Below are 13776 nucleotides of genomic sequence, written 5' to 3'. Positions count from 1 at the left end.
TCTATTGCCAAGGGCCCGTGATCGTTTCACCGATGACGGGCCCTTGGCGTGAAGCTTCTTACCTCGAAGCTGGTTATTGCTGCTTAGTGCTCTTCTTTGGCTCCCTTGGGGGCGAAGGCCAGCACGAAGACCAGGGTCAGCACGAGCAGTGCGCCGCCGAAGATCGAGGCGTAGAACAGCGTGTGGTCGAACTTGCCGGTGGCCTGGTAGACCTGGGCGCCCTTGATCATGTCAAAGGTGACCGAGTGGTGCTCGACTTCGCCCGGAGCGTGCGAGGTGACTTCACCCGGGAAGTTCACGTGCAGGTTCGCTTCGGTGAAGGAGGAATCAACGGCAGCCTTGTCCCCTGGCATGGAGAAGGTCACTTCCTTGCCATCGTCGGCGAGGTTGATCTCGAAGCCGAAGACCTTGAAGGCGTCCTTGAGCTGGGTGTAGGTCTTCACGCCATCGGTGTCGAAGCGCAGTCCGACGTTCTCGCCCTCTTCGATCTTCGAGTAGGTCCACTTGCCATCAAGCTGCTGTTCCATGGCCGCGGTGTCGACCTGGGTTGCCAGAAGCTCGTCGAGGCTCATGCCTTGGAGGTTCTCCTTGTTGATGGTGACTTCTACCGAACCGGTTGTCTTGTCAGGGCCCTGGACGTTGACGTCTGCGTTCATGTTGACGCAGCCGGACAACGCTAGGACGGCGGCAAAGGCCAGTGCGATCACGCTCAAAAGTCGCTTCACGGAAAAGGGCTCCTCAAAAAGTGTTCGGGTGCAAATAATGGTGCCAAGCCTCAAAAGGCGCTGCTTCAAGCTTACGCGTCTTTAATGGGCCGATCCTGCATGTACCTGTTCAAGGCATGCCGCGACGATGGGCGCGTCGGCCGGAATCCATTCGACGATCCCGGGCAGCGAGTCGTCGAGGTCGAGCCAGGCCAGCTGGTCGTGGCCGTCCAGGGTATCCGGTTCGCCCTCGGTGATCTGGGCGAACCACATGCGCATGGCGGCTTTCTCGTTCAGCGGCCATCCTTGCGGGTGCGGCCCGGGGATCATTGCGCCCAGGGTGACGGCCACGCCCAGCTCTTCGCTGAGTTCACGGTGCACCGCGGCAATTTCGCTCTCCCCCGGCTCGACCTTCCCTCCGGGGAATTCCCACAATCCGGCGAGGGCCGCAGGCCGGTTGCGCCGGGCGGCCAAGAGCTTGGCGGGAGCTGCCAGATCATCGACGATCGCTACGGCCACAATTTGCTTCAGGACTGATGCTTCAGCCACGGGCTAGCCCTGCTTTGCCGTGTGCTGGGCTCGTGCCGAGGCGTAGAGGCACACGGTTGCGGCGGTGCCAACATTCAGCGACTCGGCTACGCCGTAGAGCGGAACAGCCACTGCATGGTCAGCCGCCTGTTTTTCGTGTTCGTCCAGGCCCTGTCCTTCATTGCCGAAGAGCCATAGCGTGGGCGCTTCAAGGACCGGCTGGCCTTCGGGGGCCGGTGCGTCGGCGGCCGGCTGGTGGGCGCGCAAAACCGCGGCATCCTGCAACGAGTCCAGGTTCAAGGCCCCGTAGCCGTCGGCGGCGAGGATTTGGTTTCCGGTGGTTTTCGCCGCCTCGATCAGGTGGTCGAATTCGAGGTTGTTAAGCACCGGCAGGTGGAATAGCGATCCGACCGTGGAGCGCACGGCCTTCGGGTTATAGATGTCGACGCTGCCCTTGGTCAGGATGACGGCATCAGCTCCGGCGGCGTCTGCGGCGCGGAGCACCGTGCCCGCGTTTCCGGGGTCCTGGACCCGGCACAGGACCGCGATGAGCCGCGGCTTGGCGGCGAGCACTTCGCTCAGTTGCGGCTGGGCGATCGCGGCAACGGCGAGAATCCCCTGCGGGGTCTGGGTGTCGGCCATGGCATGCAGCACTTCGCCGGTGACGATGCGTGTTGGCACCTGTGTTTGATCGAGCAGTTCCGCGAACTCGTCGTGGCTTTCGAGGAATCCGCCGACAACGTAGACGGCCTGCACGAGGTTGTCGTCGTCCAGGTGCGCCTTGAGCGCTTCGCGCACGGCCTGCGGGCCTTCGACGAGGAATTCCCCTGTGGCTTCACGGCCCTTGCGGTTGGCAAGCCGGGCGACCGACTTGACTCGTTCGGCACGTGGGTTGGTCATCACTTCAGCGGAAAAACTGCTCATACTTCGAGAATACCGGTAGAAACACTAATGGGTGGGTTCCGCGTGATCGCGGGACCCACCCATCGGTGTGATCTGTCCTACCTGAGCTTTAGCTCAAAGGGAGAAAAGATTTACTTCATCTGCTGGCGGGATTCCCCGCCAGCTGGCTCGAAGCCGGCAGCCTTGGCTGCTTCAACCGAGTTGAACCAGTATTCGGCTTCGGTCTGCTCGTACCAGGTCGAGCCTGGAACGTGGTACTTGTTCGAGCCAGCGTTGCCCTTGATGATGAAGCCCTCAGGAGCGTCTTCGCCTTCAACAGCCTTGATTACGCCTTCGCCCTCGATGGCCTTTTCAGCAGCCTTTGGAGCGGCAGCCTTAGGAGCCTTGGCAGCCTTTGGAGCAGCAACCTCAGCAGCAGCGCGTGGAGCGTTGACGTCAGCTGGAAGAGCTTCCTTTGCAACCTTAACCAAGGTTGCGAATGCGTTGGAGTCCGATACAGCCAGCTCGGCCAGCATGCGGCGGTCAACCTCGATCTCAGCAGCCTTCAGGCCCTGGATCAGACGGTTGTAGGTCATGCCGTTGGCGCGGGATGCAGCGTTGATGCGCTGGATCCACAGGCGACGGAAGTCACCCTTGCGCTTACGGCGGTCGTTGAAGCTGTAAACGAACGAGTGGAGCAGCTGCTCCTTGGCCTTACGGTACAGGCGCGAACGCTGACCGCGGTAACCCTTTGCGCGTTCCAGAACGACGCGACGCTTCTTGTGGGCGTTTACTGCCCGCTTCACACGTGCCACGTGTGTACTCCTTCAAGTCGGTTCCCCAGTGCTCGCGGTTTTGCGAGATGGGAGAAATCTATGGGTGGTGGGGTATTGCTTCCCCGAATTGCGAAAGGGAGAGCTTAGAGGCCCAGCATCCGCTTGATGGTCTTTACATCGGCCTTAGCGACGATCTGGTCAGAAGCCAGGCGACGGGTAACGCGCGAGGACTTGTGCTCCAGGTAGTGGCGACGGTTGGCCTGCTGGCGAGCGAGCTTACCGCTACCGGTGAGCTTGAAGCGCTTCTTGGCGCCACTGTGAGTCTTGAACTTCGGCATAGCTGCCGTTCTCCTTACGTGCTCCACGCGGCGAAAGTACCGCGTGGGGATCATCCGAAGCGGGCCCCATTCAAGGTGACCGCTGTTGTTCTCTTGTAGTTGGATCTTCCTTGCGAGAAGATCCTTCACCGTAAACGGTGACGGGCTCGAAAGCCCAACAGGCTTGGCTAGGCGTCGCCTTCAGCTGCTTGGCGAGCCTGCTCCAACTTGGCGCGGGCTTCGTCATCCATGGCTGCTGCGACGTTCTGGCCCTCGGTCTCAGCTGGAGCGTCGGTGCGGATCTTGCGCTTGGCCGAGTTGCGGCCACCGGACTTCTGCTGCTGTTCGCGGCGAGCCTCTGCCTTGTTCTTCAGCGGACCAACAACCATGACCATATTCCGGCCATCGATGCGCGGGCTGGACTCGATGATTCCAACCTCAGCTACGTCTGCTGCAAACTTTTCCAGCAAGCGGATACCCATCTCTGGACGCTGCTGTTCACGACCGCGGAACTGGATCATGGCTTTCACCTTGTCGCCAGCGCCCAGGAAGCGCAATGCGTGCCCGACCTTGGTCTCGTAGTCGTGAGTATCAATCTTCAGGCGGAAGCGAACTTCCTTCAAGACCGTGTTGGTCTGGTTCTTACGAGCCTCGCGAGCCTTGACAGCGGCTTCGTACTTGTACTTGCCGAAGTCCATCAGTTTGCACACTGGAGGCTTGGCGTTGGGTGCCACCTCGACCAAGTCCAGATCGGACTCGTGAGCCAAACGAAGCGCGTCCTCGATGCGGACGATGCCTACCTGCTCACCATTGGGGCCGACGAGACGTACCTCTGGCACGCGAATGCGCTCATTAATGCGTGGATCGCTGATGTGTCACTCCTGAAATTCGTAATCCATAACCGCAAACGAAGAAGGCCCCCGTCTGCGATTGCAGGCGAAGGCCAAAGAGAAACGACACGACGAAAGGCGCAAAATCATTGCGCCTGCATCTGGGGAGCACCCGAAGGAGTTCCTGCCGAATTACCCGGAAGCCTGGAAACGGCGACAGCGGGTGGGAGTTGGCCTCCACTTGCATGGCTCAATACTAGTACGAATCCCTTGCCCAGAGCTAACTGGACGTCATGAGAAGTACCGGCATCGAGTCGGTCTGTGACAAGCTTAGCAGTATGAGTACCGAAGACACCAACTCGCATCAGCACCTCGTCGACCAGCAGGTGCGCGACATCGCCGAAGTTCCGGCAGTAGAAATCATCACCACCGCAGCTGTTCACCTGATGAGCGCGGCCGCCGTCAAATGTGGTCTGGCCGAGGGCGAAGACGCTGCTGAGCTGAAAGATCTGGACGAAGCACGCAAGCTCATCACCGCCCTTGCAGGCCTAGTCACCGCGGGCGCACCTGAGATCGGTTCGCAGCACGCAGCACCGCTGCGCGATGGCCTGCGCAGCCTGCAGCTGGCATTCCGCGAAGCCTCGTTGATTCCTGACGCACCCGGCAAGGGCCCAGGCGAAAAGTTCACCGGCGCTGTCAACTAAGCAATCATCCTAGTTTCTTAAGAGATTAACATCATGGGCTCGACTCCTTCGGGAGCGGGCCCATGGTTGTTGAGATCACACAGTTCCCGGCTGTCCGGCAAACAGGCTTCTTCGGGCTAATGTTGTGCCCATGGAACTGATCGAGCAGCCTGTCTTGAACGCAACGCCCTATTATTTGCGCCCGTTTTCCCTTCAGGACATCCCGCTCATCAAGCAGGCTTCGACGGATCCCTACATCACGCAGATCACCACCGTGCCTCCACAGGGCGAGCATCAACAATGCGTTGACTTCATCCACCGCCAATGGAGCCGGACCACGGATGGGACCGGATACTCCTTCTCCATAGCGGATTCGGCCACTGAACAGGCCGTCGGGCAGATGGGGCTATGGTTCCACGACGCCCGCCACGGACGGGCAAGCATCGGCTACTGGGTGGGACCGGGGCATCGCCGGCAAGGCATTGCCAGCTGCGCCCTGGGCATCCTCGCGGATTGGGCTCTGGAATATCCAGGCATCCATCGTGTCGAGTTGTACGTCGAACCGTGGAACGTAGGGTCCTGGCGCGCTGCCGAACGCTGCGGGTTCCAACGCGAAGGGTTGTTGCGCCGGTGGGAGCTGATCGGCAACGAGCCAAAGGACATGTACATGTACTCGCGCATCGCCCAGCGGGTGCAGAACTAGGCAGTGGTTTCCCAGCGCTGGCGGCGCGAGCGGCGCACGCGACGGCGAATTTGCTGCGCCACCAAGGCTGACAACACCACGATGGCCGCCATGATGCCAATACCGACAAAGGCATAAGCCGGACCCACGTTGTCTACGAACAACCCGGTGACCGGCGAACCCAAGGCGGTGCCGGCAGTCATCGCCGATCCGTACCAGCCCATGGCCTCGCCGCGGCGCTTCTCAGCCACCAGATCGGTGAGCCATTCCGAGGCGGCCGAGAGCGTTGGCGCGCAGAGGAAACCTGGCAGGGCGGAGAACAGGGCCAGCGACCAGGTATCCCAGGCGAAGTACATCGGGATCGTCAAGATCGCCATGAACAACAACAGGAGCAGTGGCGAAATGACACGCTTCATGGAGCCGTAGATCAGACCGCCGATCAGCGATGCGCCGCACCAGAAGAAGAACACCAGCCCCAGCCGGTGGCTTTGCATGGCCGCATCAAGCTCCGCGACAATCGCCACCTCGGTACCGGTGAGCAACATGCCGGCCCCGGCCGAAGCAATGAATACCGCCAAGACGGAGGCGCTGATCCAGCTGAACCGGCTTTTGAATGCCCGGCCTCGTTTCTTGATCCTGGCGCGGGCTGATTTCCAGCCGGCGACAATCAGTTCGCCTTCGACTTCCTGCACGCCAATCGGCGCGGCAGCGATGAAGCTTGCCTCCGCGCCCAGGCGTTCTTCGTGGGCGTTGGCCTGCATGGCGATGGCTTTAGGGTCATCGCTGCGCGTGGGCGGGTTCAGAAGCATCAAGGCCAAGCCGGCCAGTGAGGCGGTGACGCCGATGACGCTCAGTCCGATGACGCTGCTGATCTGCGTGGCGACAATGCCAGCTGTGGCCGGTCCGACAATGAACACCAGCTCCGTGGCCGTGGCATCCAAGGCGAATGCGGTTCGACGTTGCTCACCGGTGGTCATGATGCCAAGCGCCGTGCGCACCACGGAGAATACCGGCAGAGCGAAGAGGCCTCCGACGAAGGCCAGCGGATAGACCCATACGAGTGGTACGTGCGGAATGGTGCACCATACGAAGGTTTCAACGACGACCGAGGGCAGCATAGCCCTGCGCAATCCCCAGGAGTCAACGCGCGCTCCACGCCACGGGGCGCCAATGGCGATACCGAGGGTCATCAGCGCGGTCACCAAGCCGGCCGAGACCCAGCTCTGGTCGAGGTGGTTGACCAGATGAAGCAGCAGGAGCATGCTCAGCGCGGAGTGCGGAAGGCGGGCAATCATGCCGATAAGCAGCAGCATCGCGATCTGCGGCTGACGCAAAATCTGCCAATAGCTTTTCATGCCCGAACTGTTCCTTACTGTTTCAAGGAGCCCGCCGAGATCAACTTGGCGCGCTGTGCAAACTGAGTTCTAGAGAATCCACTGCTTCAGTGAATTCAGTGTTCTGGGACAAGCGTCCCTGAATTGCGCTGGTAATTTCCTGCGCTTGGTTCTGGCTTGTTCCCGGTGCGAAAACAAACTGCAAATTAAGTTCCGGTCCGGAGCCACCGCCTGGAACCATCTGGCCGTCACGTGATCTTGACCCTACTCCCCTGCCGGGGGCTAGCTGCACGGCCTGCAGTTGGCTAAAGCCTTCGGTGGCATCGTGCACGAGATTGGCGATCTGCTGGTTCTGATAGCTCGGAATCCAGTCGACCTGTTTGGCGAGGTTCCAGACCCCCGGTCGTCGCAGGACAAAGGTGAAGTCGCTGCCCGGGTCGAGTACCAGCAGCTGGCATTCTTCGCTGACTGCCGACAGCGCGGCTCGCGGAGCGAAGACCGCCACTGGACGAGCTTCCTTGTGCCAGGCTTGCAGGCGTTCGACGGTGGTAAAGACCGGGAGCGCCATGCGTCCGTCCGGTGCCTTGATTTTCACCAGCGCCATGTCGGCTTCCTTGTCCGAGGCGAATCCGTGATCGGTCATAGCTTCTTCACCCAATTGCGCCACGACGGCAACGAATACTCGCGCGGTGGCCAGGGCCTTGTGGACTTCGGTTTCAGAGCCTTTGCCTTCGCGCAGTCGCGCGAGGGCGGCCATGGTTGGAGCGTCGGCGCTGCCGTCGTCCTTGTCGAAGTTGTGCAGCGGGTTGCCTTCGCCGCTGAGGTCGCGGCCATCCCAACTCTGTCCTGCAGAGTCGGCGGGTGAACCGGCCTGAGCCAGTGCCGCGACAATATGTCCTGGCAGGTGGCGTTTTGGCGCTGATTCAGAATGCTCCGTACTCATACATCCATGCTATCGGTGGTTTTGGGTCTGGTGGAGGGAAGAGTTGATTCTTCTCTCATGAGCTTGAACACCACCGTCAAGGTGTTTCAGATCTTTTTTGCGTCATTCTGCAGGGAACAGCGGAATCGGTAACGGTTGGACGTTGTTCCTGCTTCAGAAAACAGTTGACGGCTTGAAAGCCGTTGGGCTTTCAAGCCGTCAATTGTGTGGCTTGGCGAATCTAGCGACGCCCAGCGACGTCCAATGCTTCTTGCAAGGTGAATTGACCCGAGTACAGAGCCTTGCCCATAATGGCTCCTTCGATTCCTTCAGGCACAAGTTCACGCAGGACACGGAGATCCTCGAGCGATGAGATGCCGCCGGAGGCGACAACAGGCTTGTTGGTCTTGGCGGCGATTTCGCGCAGCAGATCCACGTTCGGCCCGCGAAGGGTGCCATCTTTGGTCACGTCGGTGACGACATAGCGTGCGCAACCGGCATCTTCCAGACGGGCGAGAACATCCCACAGGTCTCCGCCGTCTTTGGTCCAGCCGTGACCTGACAACGTGGTGCCGCGAACGTCCAGGCCCACTGCGATCTTGTCGCCGTGCCGGGCAATAGCCTGCTTGGTCCATTCTGGATTCTCCAGCGCAGCGGTGCCCAAGTTGACCCGGGTGGCGCCAAATTCCAAGGCGCGGTCCAGGGAGGCATCGTCGCGGATGCCACCGGAGAGTTCCACCTTGATATTCAGTTCTTTGGCGATACGCTGCACGATCTCGACGTTGCTGCCGCGGTCGAACGCCGCGTCCAAGTCAACGAGGTGAAGCCATTCGGCACCGGCGTTCTGCCAGGAAAGCGCCGCTTCCAGCGGGTCGCCGTAGCCGGTTTCGGATCCGGCCTCGCCCTGTACCAGTCGAACGGCTTGTCCCCCGGCGATGTCTACTGCAGGCAATAGTTCGAGAATTGGTTGCTCGCTCATGATGTCCTTAGTGAAGTAATGATTTTTAGAGGGTCAAGACCCATGCGGCAATAATGCTCATAGCCGCGAGTACCCATAGCGCGATAACCCATGAAATATGGGCCTTCTGGCTTTTGAGCGAGATCGCTCCACCTGCCAGAAATGCGCCGACGAACCCAAGCACGATGGTCCACATGCTTACAAGGTGCCCAACCAGTTGCGCAGAAGCTGCGCGCCGGCTTCCCCGGATTTTTCCGGATGGAACTGCACCGCCGAGAGCGGGCCGTTTTCCACTGCCGCGACAAAAGGCGTCCCATGGGTGCTCCACGTAACTTGCGGTGGAGTCATCGCTGGCTGAGTCACATCGAATTCCCACTTCTGCACGGCGTAGGAGTGCACAAAGTAAAAACGCTCGTTCTCAACGCCGGCGAATAGCTTGCTGCTTTCTGGCGGCTGAACGGTATTCCATCCCATATGCGGGATGACATCGGACTTCAGACGCTCCACGGTGCCGGGCCATTCGCCGATACCGGCGGTCTTGACTCCGTGCTCAACGCCTTCCTCGAAGAAGACCTGGTGGCCAACGCAGATTCCCAATACCGGTTGCCCACCAGCAATGCGGCGGCCGATCCAGCGCAGTGCGCCGATCTTGGTCAGCTGTTCCATCACCGAAGCGTAGGCGCCAACGCCGGGGACAACGAGCCCATCCGCATTCATGACCTTCTCTGGGTCCGCGGTCAGTTCAACCGAGGCACCTGCGGCTTCGAGCGCTCGTACCGCAGAACGGACGTTGCCCGAACCGTAGTCGAAAACAACTACATTCTTCTGTCCCACTTACAGTGCACCTTTCGTGGATGGAATCTTGTCGCCCATGCGTTCGTCGAACTCGACAGCTTCGCGCAGTGCTCGTGCAAAGGACTTGAATTGGGCCTCGACAATATGATGAGGATCGCGGCCCGATAGCACCTCGATATGTGCACAAATTTGTGCGTGGAAGGTGATGGCTTCGAAGACGTGGCGAGTCATCGAGCCAGTGAAGTGGCCGCCGATCAAATGGTATTCCTGCCCTGCCGGTTCACCGGAGTGAACCAGGTATGGGCGGCCCGAAACGTCCACGACCGAGCGCGCGAGCGCTTCATCCAAAGGAGCGTATGCGGTGCCGAAGCGTCGGATTCCCGCCTTGTTGCCCAGGGCTACGCGCAGCACTTCGCCAATAGTGATCGCGGTGTCTTCGACGGTGTGGTGCACGTCGATGTGGGTATCACCCGTGGCTCGGACTGTCAGGTCGATCAGGGAGTGCTTCGACAGCGCGGTGAGCATGTGGTCGTAGAACGGCACCGAAGTGCTGATCTCTGACACGCCGGTGCCGTCGAGATCTAGTTCCACGAATACAGACGATTCGCTGGTGACGCGTTCCATGCGGGCGCGACGTGCGCCAATCAATTCGGCAGACATGTCTTCCTTCGCTTGTTCTTGCTTACTTTTCCGCGCCGAGCAGCTCGGCTAGGCGATTCAAGAACGCAGTAGTTTCTGATTCGGTTCCGGCAGTTACACGCAGAGTCCCCGGGATCCCATTGTCGCGGACAATAATGCCAGCTTCCAATAGGCCTTCCCATACCGCGTGAGGGTTCTCCAGCCCGCTGAAGAAGACGAAATTGGAGTCTGAGACTGAAGGATTGAGCCCCAGCTCTTTGAGACGGACAACAATTCGGTCTCGCTGGGACTTAATGTCTTCTACCTGGGCCAGCAAAAGATCAATGTTTTTCAGCGCCGCAATTGCTGTTGCCTGGGTGACAGCCGACAGGTGGTAAGGCAATCGCACGAGGCGGATCGCATCGGTGACTTCGGGCGCTGCTGCGAGGTATCCAACGCGGGCGCCGGCCAGGCCGAAGGCCTTGGACATGGTCCGCGAGACGATCAGGCGCTGCCGTCCTTCAAGCAGGGTCAGCGCTGATTTTGTGCTCGACAGGGAAAATTCGGCGTAGGCCTCATCCACAATGACCATGCCGTTGTGCTCGCTCATGGCATCGTAGACAGCGGTGATCACGTCGAGGCCGAGCGCAGTACCTGTGGGGTTGTTGGGGGAACACAGGAAGACGATGTTCGGCTTGTGTTCGCGGACCTGTTGCGCGGCTGATTCTGCGGAGAGGGTGAAGTCCTCTGAACGTTCGCCGGCGATGTAAGCCGTATCAGTCCCGCTAGCGAGCAACGGATACATGGAATAGGTAGGGCCGAAGCTCATGAGGCTCCGCCCAGGTCCGCCAAAGGCTTGTAGGATCTGCTGCAGGATTTCATTGGATCCGTTCGCCGCCCAGATATTCTCGGCGGTCAGGGAATGACCGAGATAATCGGCAAGAAGTTCTCGCAGTTCGGTGAATTCACGATCTGGATATCTGTTCAGGCTAGTCGCCGCTTTAGCGACTTCCTGCGCAATGGCTTCTACGACAGTTTGAGGAAGCGGATGGGTGTTCTCGTTGACATTCAGCTGGATGGGCACGTCGATTTGCGGTGCGCCATATGGGGATAGCCCGCGGAGATTCTCACGCAAGGGCAGCTGACTCAAAAGTTCACTGCGGTCATTCACGCAATTAGTCTACGTGGGGACCAGCTTCGCGGGTGAATCCGCTACGAGTGAAGGTAACAATCCCCCGACTCACTTCGAGTCCTTAGCCAGCGAGGACTGGAATCGACAGCGAGTCGCCCACGTGGATTTCGCTCCCCTGCAGGGAATTGAGTTCCGAGATGTGGTTGACTGCCGAAGTGACGTCATAGCCCTGCGAGTACTCCTTGGCAAGGCTCCAGACGGTGTCACCAGGAATAACAGTCACGTCAATTGTTTCGACACCCGTTGGCAGTTCAGAGGATGCGTGAGCATTGGAGGCAAACATCGAGAAGAAGAATGCGGCTGCAACAGTGAGTGCAAATACGGGAATGCCTACCAATACCGCCCAACCACGGCGGTTGATGCGGATCTTCATTGGAGTCCGGGTTTGATTTGAGTCAAGCGCGACAGTTGCCATGACCTTATCTCCTCAAGTTTATCGAGTGGTGCGAAGTTGTATTCGATATCTACGCTTCGAAGAAGTGTTCGAAACTAGTACATCTGTTCTAACAGAGCTTCGTCCGACTTGTCCAGAAGTTTTCGAACAAATCTTTGAAAGAAGCTCGCTTATCCACTAAGATTTCGAAGTAGACGAGCAATGAAAACATCACACCATCTGGCTCCGACAGTTTGGACCACTGAACTTTCGTCAGATAGCTAGGGAAGGCAAAATCTCATGTCAGCTTCACAACGCACTCCCCGATCGAATGCACGCTCGCTGACGATTCGCCAAAAGAAGATCCTGGAAACCATCCAGCGAGCAATCGGCAAGAACGGCTATCCACCATCCATGCGTGAGATTGGCGACTCTGTAGGACTCAAGAGCCTCTCAAGCGTCACTCACCAGTTGAGCCAGCTCGAAAAGCTTGGATACATTCGCCGAGATCCACGCCGTCCGCGCGCCATGGAAATTCTGTTGCCACTACAGCTCGCGGATGATGCAGAGAATCCGGCGACCGCAGAGGCTGCTGACACCAAGGCCGCCGAGGATGCGATGGTGATCGAGCTCAGCACGTCCGCTGACACCACGATGGTCCCACTGGTAGGACGAATCGCCGCCGGTGGTCCGATCCTTGCCGATCAGTCCGTTGAAGATGTTTTCTCGTTGCCTCGCCAGTTGGTCGGACACGGCGAACTATTCATGCTCAAGGTTTCTGGTGATTCCATGGTTGATGCAGCCATCTGTGATGGGGACTGGGTGGTCGTCCGACGTCAGCAAAATGCAGAGAACGGTGATATCGTCGCTGCGCTGCTCGATGAGGAAGCTACCGTCAAGACCTTCCGGCAGCGCGATGGGCACACCTGGCTGCTTCCGCAGAACTCGCGCTACGAGCCGATTCTTGGCGATGCTGCAAAGATCATGGGTCGTGTTGTTTCCGTGATGCGCTCGCTCTAACCACATCTCAAAACGGCGCCGATGCATGAGCATCGGCGCCGTTTCCGTGTTTGCTATCTACAGGTTTTCACTTCGAATCGCATCGATCCGCAGCGCTGAAGACCATCCATCGCTGAACTGCTGCTGAGAGCCGCCGGGGCTCGTCATCGACAAGACTGCCTGCGGTTGACGAAATCATCTGCTGAGCCATATCTCGAACTTCATGATCCAAGCGCTCGTCATTCACGCACAGGGCCAAATAGCGGCAGAGAATTCCGGCAAACAGATTACCGTCTCCTCCTCCGTTTACCGGCAGAATCCCGGATTCATCAGCCAGGTGCCGACGAGTAGCCCGAACCAGCGTTGCGGCGTGGTCCAAATCGACGGCAGTGCCCAGCTCAAGCAACGCTCCAAGTATTGGCCCCTGGTTGTAGGTGTACAGCGCTTCTTCCATCTTGTGCCCTGAGGAAGTAATTCGCAGTCCGTCCAAATACAGTCCCTGGTGGCCGCTAAAAAGCTTAGTCCGCATCCAGTCGAGGAGCCTTCGGGACTGATCGCGGTCACCGCTGCGCGCGAAAAATAGCGCGGCCGGAGCATTGGCCGGAACATTCTTGAAGTCTCGCTTACGCGACCAGTACAGGCCACCGTCCAAGACGTCATCAATGCCGCCTTCGAGTTGCTTGCGCAAGGTTGTCACGGCCTGTTTGGCACGGCGATGGCTGCGTCCTTCAACCTGTCGCGAAAAACCAACCAGCCGTTGGCAAGCCAAAGCCAGCCATGCCATATCGTCAAAGAAATAGTTGGGGAGTACCCCGAAGTTCCGCACTCGGATGCCAGCCAGCAAGTCTTTGGCCCGGCGTAATTCGTTCTGGGCAGCACCGTGGTCGCCATCGGCCAAATAAGCCAACCCGTCATCGATTATGGCATCCAAGTAGTGGGCCTGCCACCAGTAGTTCCACTCAACAAACGGATGCGAAAAACCGTTGATATCGCTGAGCATGCTTCCGTCGCGCAACTGGTGCCGAAGACTATACGGACGGCCGATCCACGTACCTGGCAGGCTAAATAGCCTATGGCCAAAACGGGCGTGCGTATCTTCGGCCGCGGCACGCGCCAGCTCCTTCATGGACTTCATCTTGCCTTCCGGTTCTCGGACTTCCCCGTGGCACAGACATTAGTACAC

At 59.1% G+C, this 13776-nt stretch carries 18 protein-coding genes; 3 read left to right on the top strand and 15 right to left on the bottom strand.

Annotation, left to right across the window (positions count from 1 at the left end):
• Positions 1 to 83: 83 nt before the first annotated feature.
• The 6 genes from OF385_RS05310 to infC form a co-directional block, all read right to left on the bottom strand.
• Positions 84 to 725, bottom strand: coding sequence for an LppM family (lipo)protein (locus OF385_RS05310; protein WP_264277319.1), 642 nt, complete (start codon positions 723 to 725; stop codon positions 84 to 86).
• 81 nt (positions 726 to 806) lie between these two features.
• Complete coding sequence (locus OF385_RS05305; RefSeq protein ID WP_319019257.1) at positions 807 to 1253, bottom strand: NUDIX domain-containing protein; 447 nt, start codon at positions 1251 to 1253, stop codon at positions 807 to 809.
• Positions 1254 to 1256: 3 nt separating this feature from the next.
• A complete protein-coding gene (locus tag OF385_RS05300) occupies positions 1257 to 2156 on the bottom strand; it encodes a TrmH family RNA methyltransferase (protein WP_264277318.1) in 900 nt (299 codons plus the stop codon).
• 110 nt (positions 2157 to 2266) lie between these two features.
• Complete coding sequence (rplT, locus tag OF385_RS05295; RefSeq protein WP_264277317.1) at positions 2267 to 2929, bottom strand: 50S ribosomal protein L20; 663 nt, start codon at positions 2927 to 2929, stop codon at positions 2267 to 2269.
• Between the two features lie 104 nt (positions 2930 to 3033).
• Positions 3034 to 3228, bottom strand: a complete 195-nt coding sequence (gene rpmI, locus OF385_RS05290; RefSeq protein WP_013348480.1) for a 50S ribosomal protein L35 — start codon at positions 3226 to 3228, stop codon at positions 3034 to 3036.
• A gap of 167 nt (positions 3229 to 3395) precedes the next feature.
• Positions 3396 to 4046, bottom strand: a complete 651-nt coding sequence (gene infC / locus OF385_RS05285) for a translation initiation factor IF-3 (protein WP_022875835.1) — start codon at positions 4044 to 4046, stop codon at positions 3396 to 3398.
• Positions 4047 to 4375: 329 nt separating this feature from the next.
• Here infC and OF385_RS05280 point away from each other — a divergent pair, with 329 nt between their 5' ends.
• Both OF385_RS05280 and OF385_RS05275 read left to right on the top strand, forming a co-directional pair.
• On the top strand, positions 4376 to 4741 hold the full coding sequence (locus tag OF385_RS05280; protein ID WP_022875836.1) for a DUF1844 domain-containing protein: 366 nt from the start codon (positions 4376 to 4378) through the stop codon (positions 4739 to 4741).
• A gap of 130 nt (positions 4742 to 4871) precedes the next feature.
• Positions 4872 to 5423 carry a GNAT family N-acetyltransferase gene (locus tag OF385_RS05275; protein ID WP_264277316.1) on the top strand — a complete coding sequence of 184 codons (552 nt, stop codon included), beginning with the start codon at positions 4872 to 4874 and terminating at the stop codon, positions 5421 to 5423.
• Here the strand turns inward: OF385_RS05275 and OF385_RS05270 are convergent.
• From OF385_RS05270 to OF385_RS05235, 8 genes are all read right to left on the bottom strand, one after another.
• Positions 5420 to 6757 carry an MFS transporter gene (locus OF385_RS05270; RefSeq protein WP_264277315.1) on the bottom strand — a complete coding sequence of 446 codons (1338 nt, stop codon included), beginning with the start codon at positions 6755 to 6757 and terminating at the stop codon, positions 5420 to 5422. The genes OF385_RS05275 and OF385_RS05270 overlap by 4 nt on opposite strands.
• Positions 6758 to 6797: 40 nt before the next feature.
• Positions 6798 to 7679 (bottom strand): SseB family protein, encoded by an 882-nt coding sequence (locus OF385_RS05265; RefSeq protein WP_264277314.1) that lies wholly within the window; start codon positions 7677 to 7679, stop codon positions 6798 to 6800.
• Positions 7680 to 7899: 220 nt separating this feature from the next.
• Positions 7900 to 8637, bottom strand: coding sequence for a bifunctional 1-(5-phosphoribosyl)-5-((5-phosphoribosylamino)methylideneamino)imidazole-4-carboxamide isomerase/phosphoribosylanthranilate isomerase PriA (priA, locus tag OF385_RS05260; protein ID WP_264277313.1), 738 nt, complete (start codon positions 8635 to 8637; stop codon positions 7900 to 7902).
• A gap of 25 nt (positions 8638 to 8662) precedes the next feature.
• Positions 8663 to 8812, bottom strand: a complete 150-nt coding sequence (locus OF385_RS05255) for a hypothetical protein (protein WP_022875841.1) — start codon at positions 8810 to 8812, stop codon at positions 8663 to 8665.
• Positions 8813 to 8814: 2 nt separating this feature from the next.
• Positions 8815 to 9450 carry an imidazole glycerol phosphate synthase subunit HisH gene (hisH, locus tag OF385_RS05250; RefSeq protein ID WP_264277312.1) on the bottom strand — a complete coding sequence of 212 codons (636 nt, stop codon included), beginning with the start codon at positions 9448 to 9450 and terminating at the stop codon, positions 8815 to 8817.
• On the bottom strand, positions 9451 to 10071 hold the full coding sequence (gene hisB, locus OF385_RS05245; RefSeq protein WP_264277311.1) for an imidazoleglycerol-phosphate dehydratase HisB: 621 nt from the start codon (positions 10069 to 10071) through the stop codon (positions 9451 to 9453).
• Positions 10072 to 10093: 22 nt separating this feature from the next.
• Positions 10094 to 11200, bottom strand: a complete 1107-nt coding sequence (locus tag OF385_RS05240; RefSeq protein ID WP_264277310.1) for a histidinol-phosphate transaminase — start codon at positions 11198 to 11200, stop codon at positions 10094 to 10096.
• 82 nt (positions 11201 to 11282) lie between these two features.
• Entirely contained in the window at positions 11283 to 11636 is a 354-nt protein-coding gene (locus tag OF385_RS05235) for a LysM peptidoglycan-binding domain-containing protein (RefSeq protein ID WP_264277309.1), read from the bottom strand.
• A 258-nt stretch (positions 11637 to 11894) separates the two neighbouring features.
• Between OF385_RS05235 and lexA the strand changes: the two genes are divergently transcribed.
• A complete protein-coding gene (gene lexA / locus OF385_RS05230) occupies positions 11895 to 12614 on the top strand; it encodes a transcriptional repressor LexA (RefSeq protein WP_264277308.1) in 720 nt (239 codons plus the stop codon).
• A 67-nt stretch (positions 12615 to 12681) separates the two neighbouring features.
• On the opposite strand, the gene OF385_RS05225 is transcribed toward lexA, so the two are convergent.
• A complete protein-coding gene (locus OF385_RS05225) occupies positions 12682 to 13719 on the bottom strand; it encodes a glycoside hydrolase family 76 protein (protein WP_264277307.1) in 1038 nt (345 codons plus the stop codon).
• Positions 13720 to 13776: the final 57 nt, after the last annotated feature.

The sequence above is a fragment of the Glutamicibacter sp. JL.03c genome (assembly GCF_025854375.1).
Lineage (GTDB): Bacteria > Actinomycetota > Actinomycetes > Actinomycetales > Micrococcaceae > Glutamicibacter.
The sequence above is the reverse complement of the archived record's forward strand: the minus strand, read 5'-3'. Positions and strand labels throughout refer to the sequence as shown.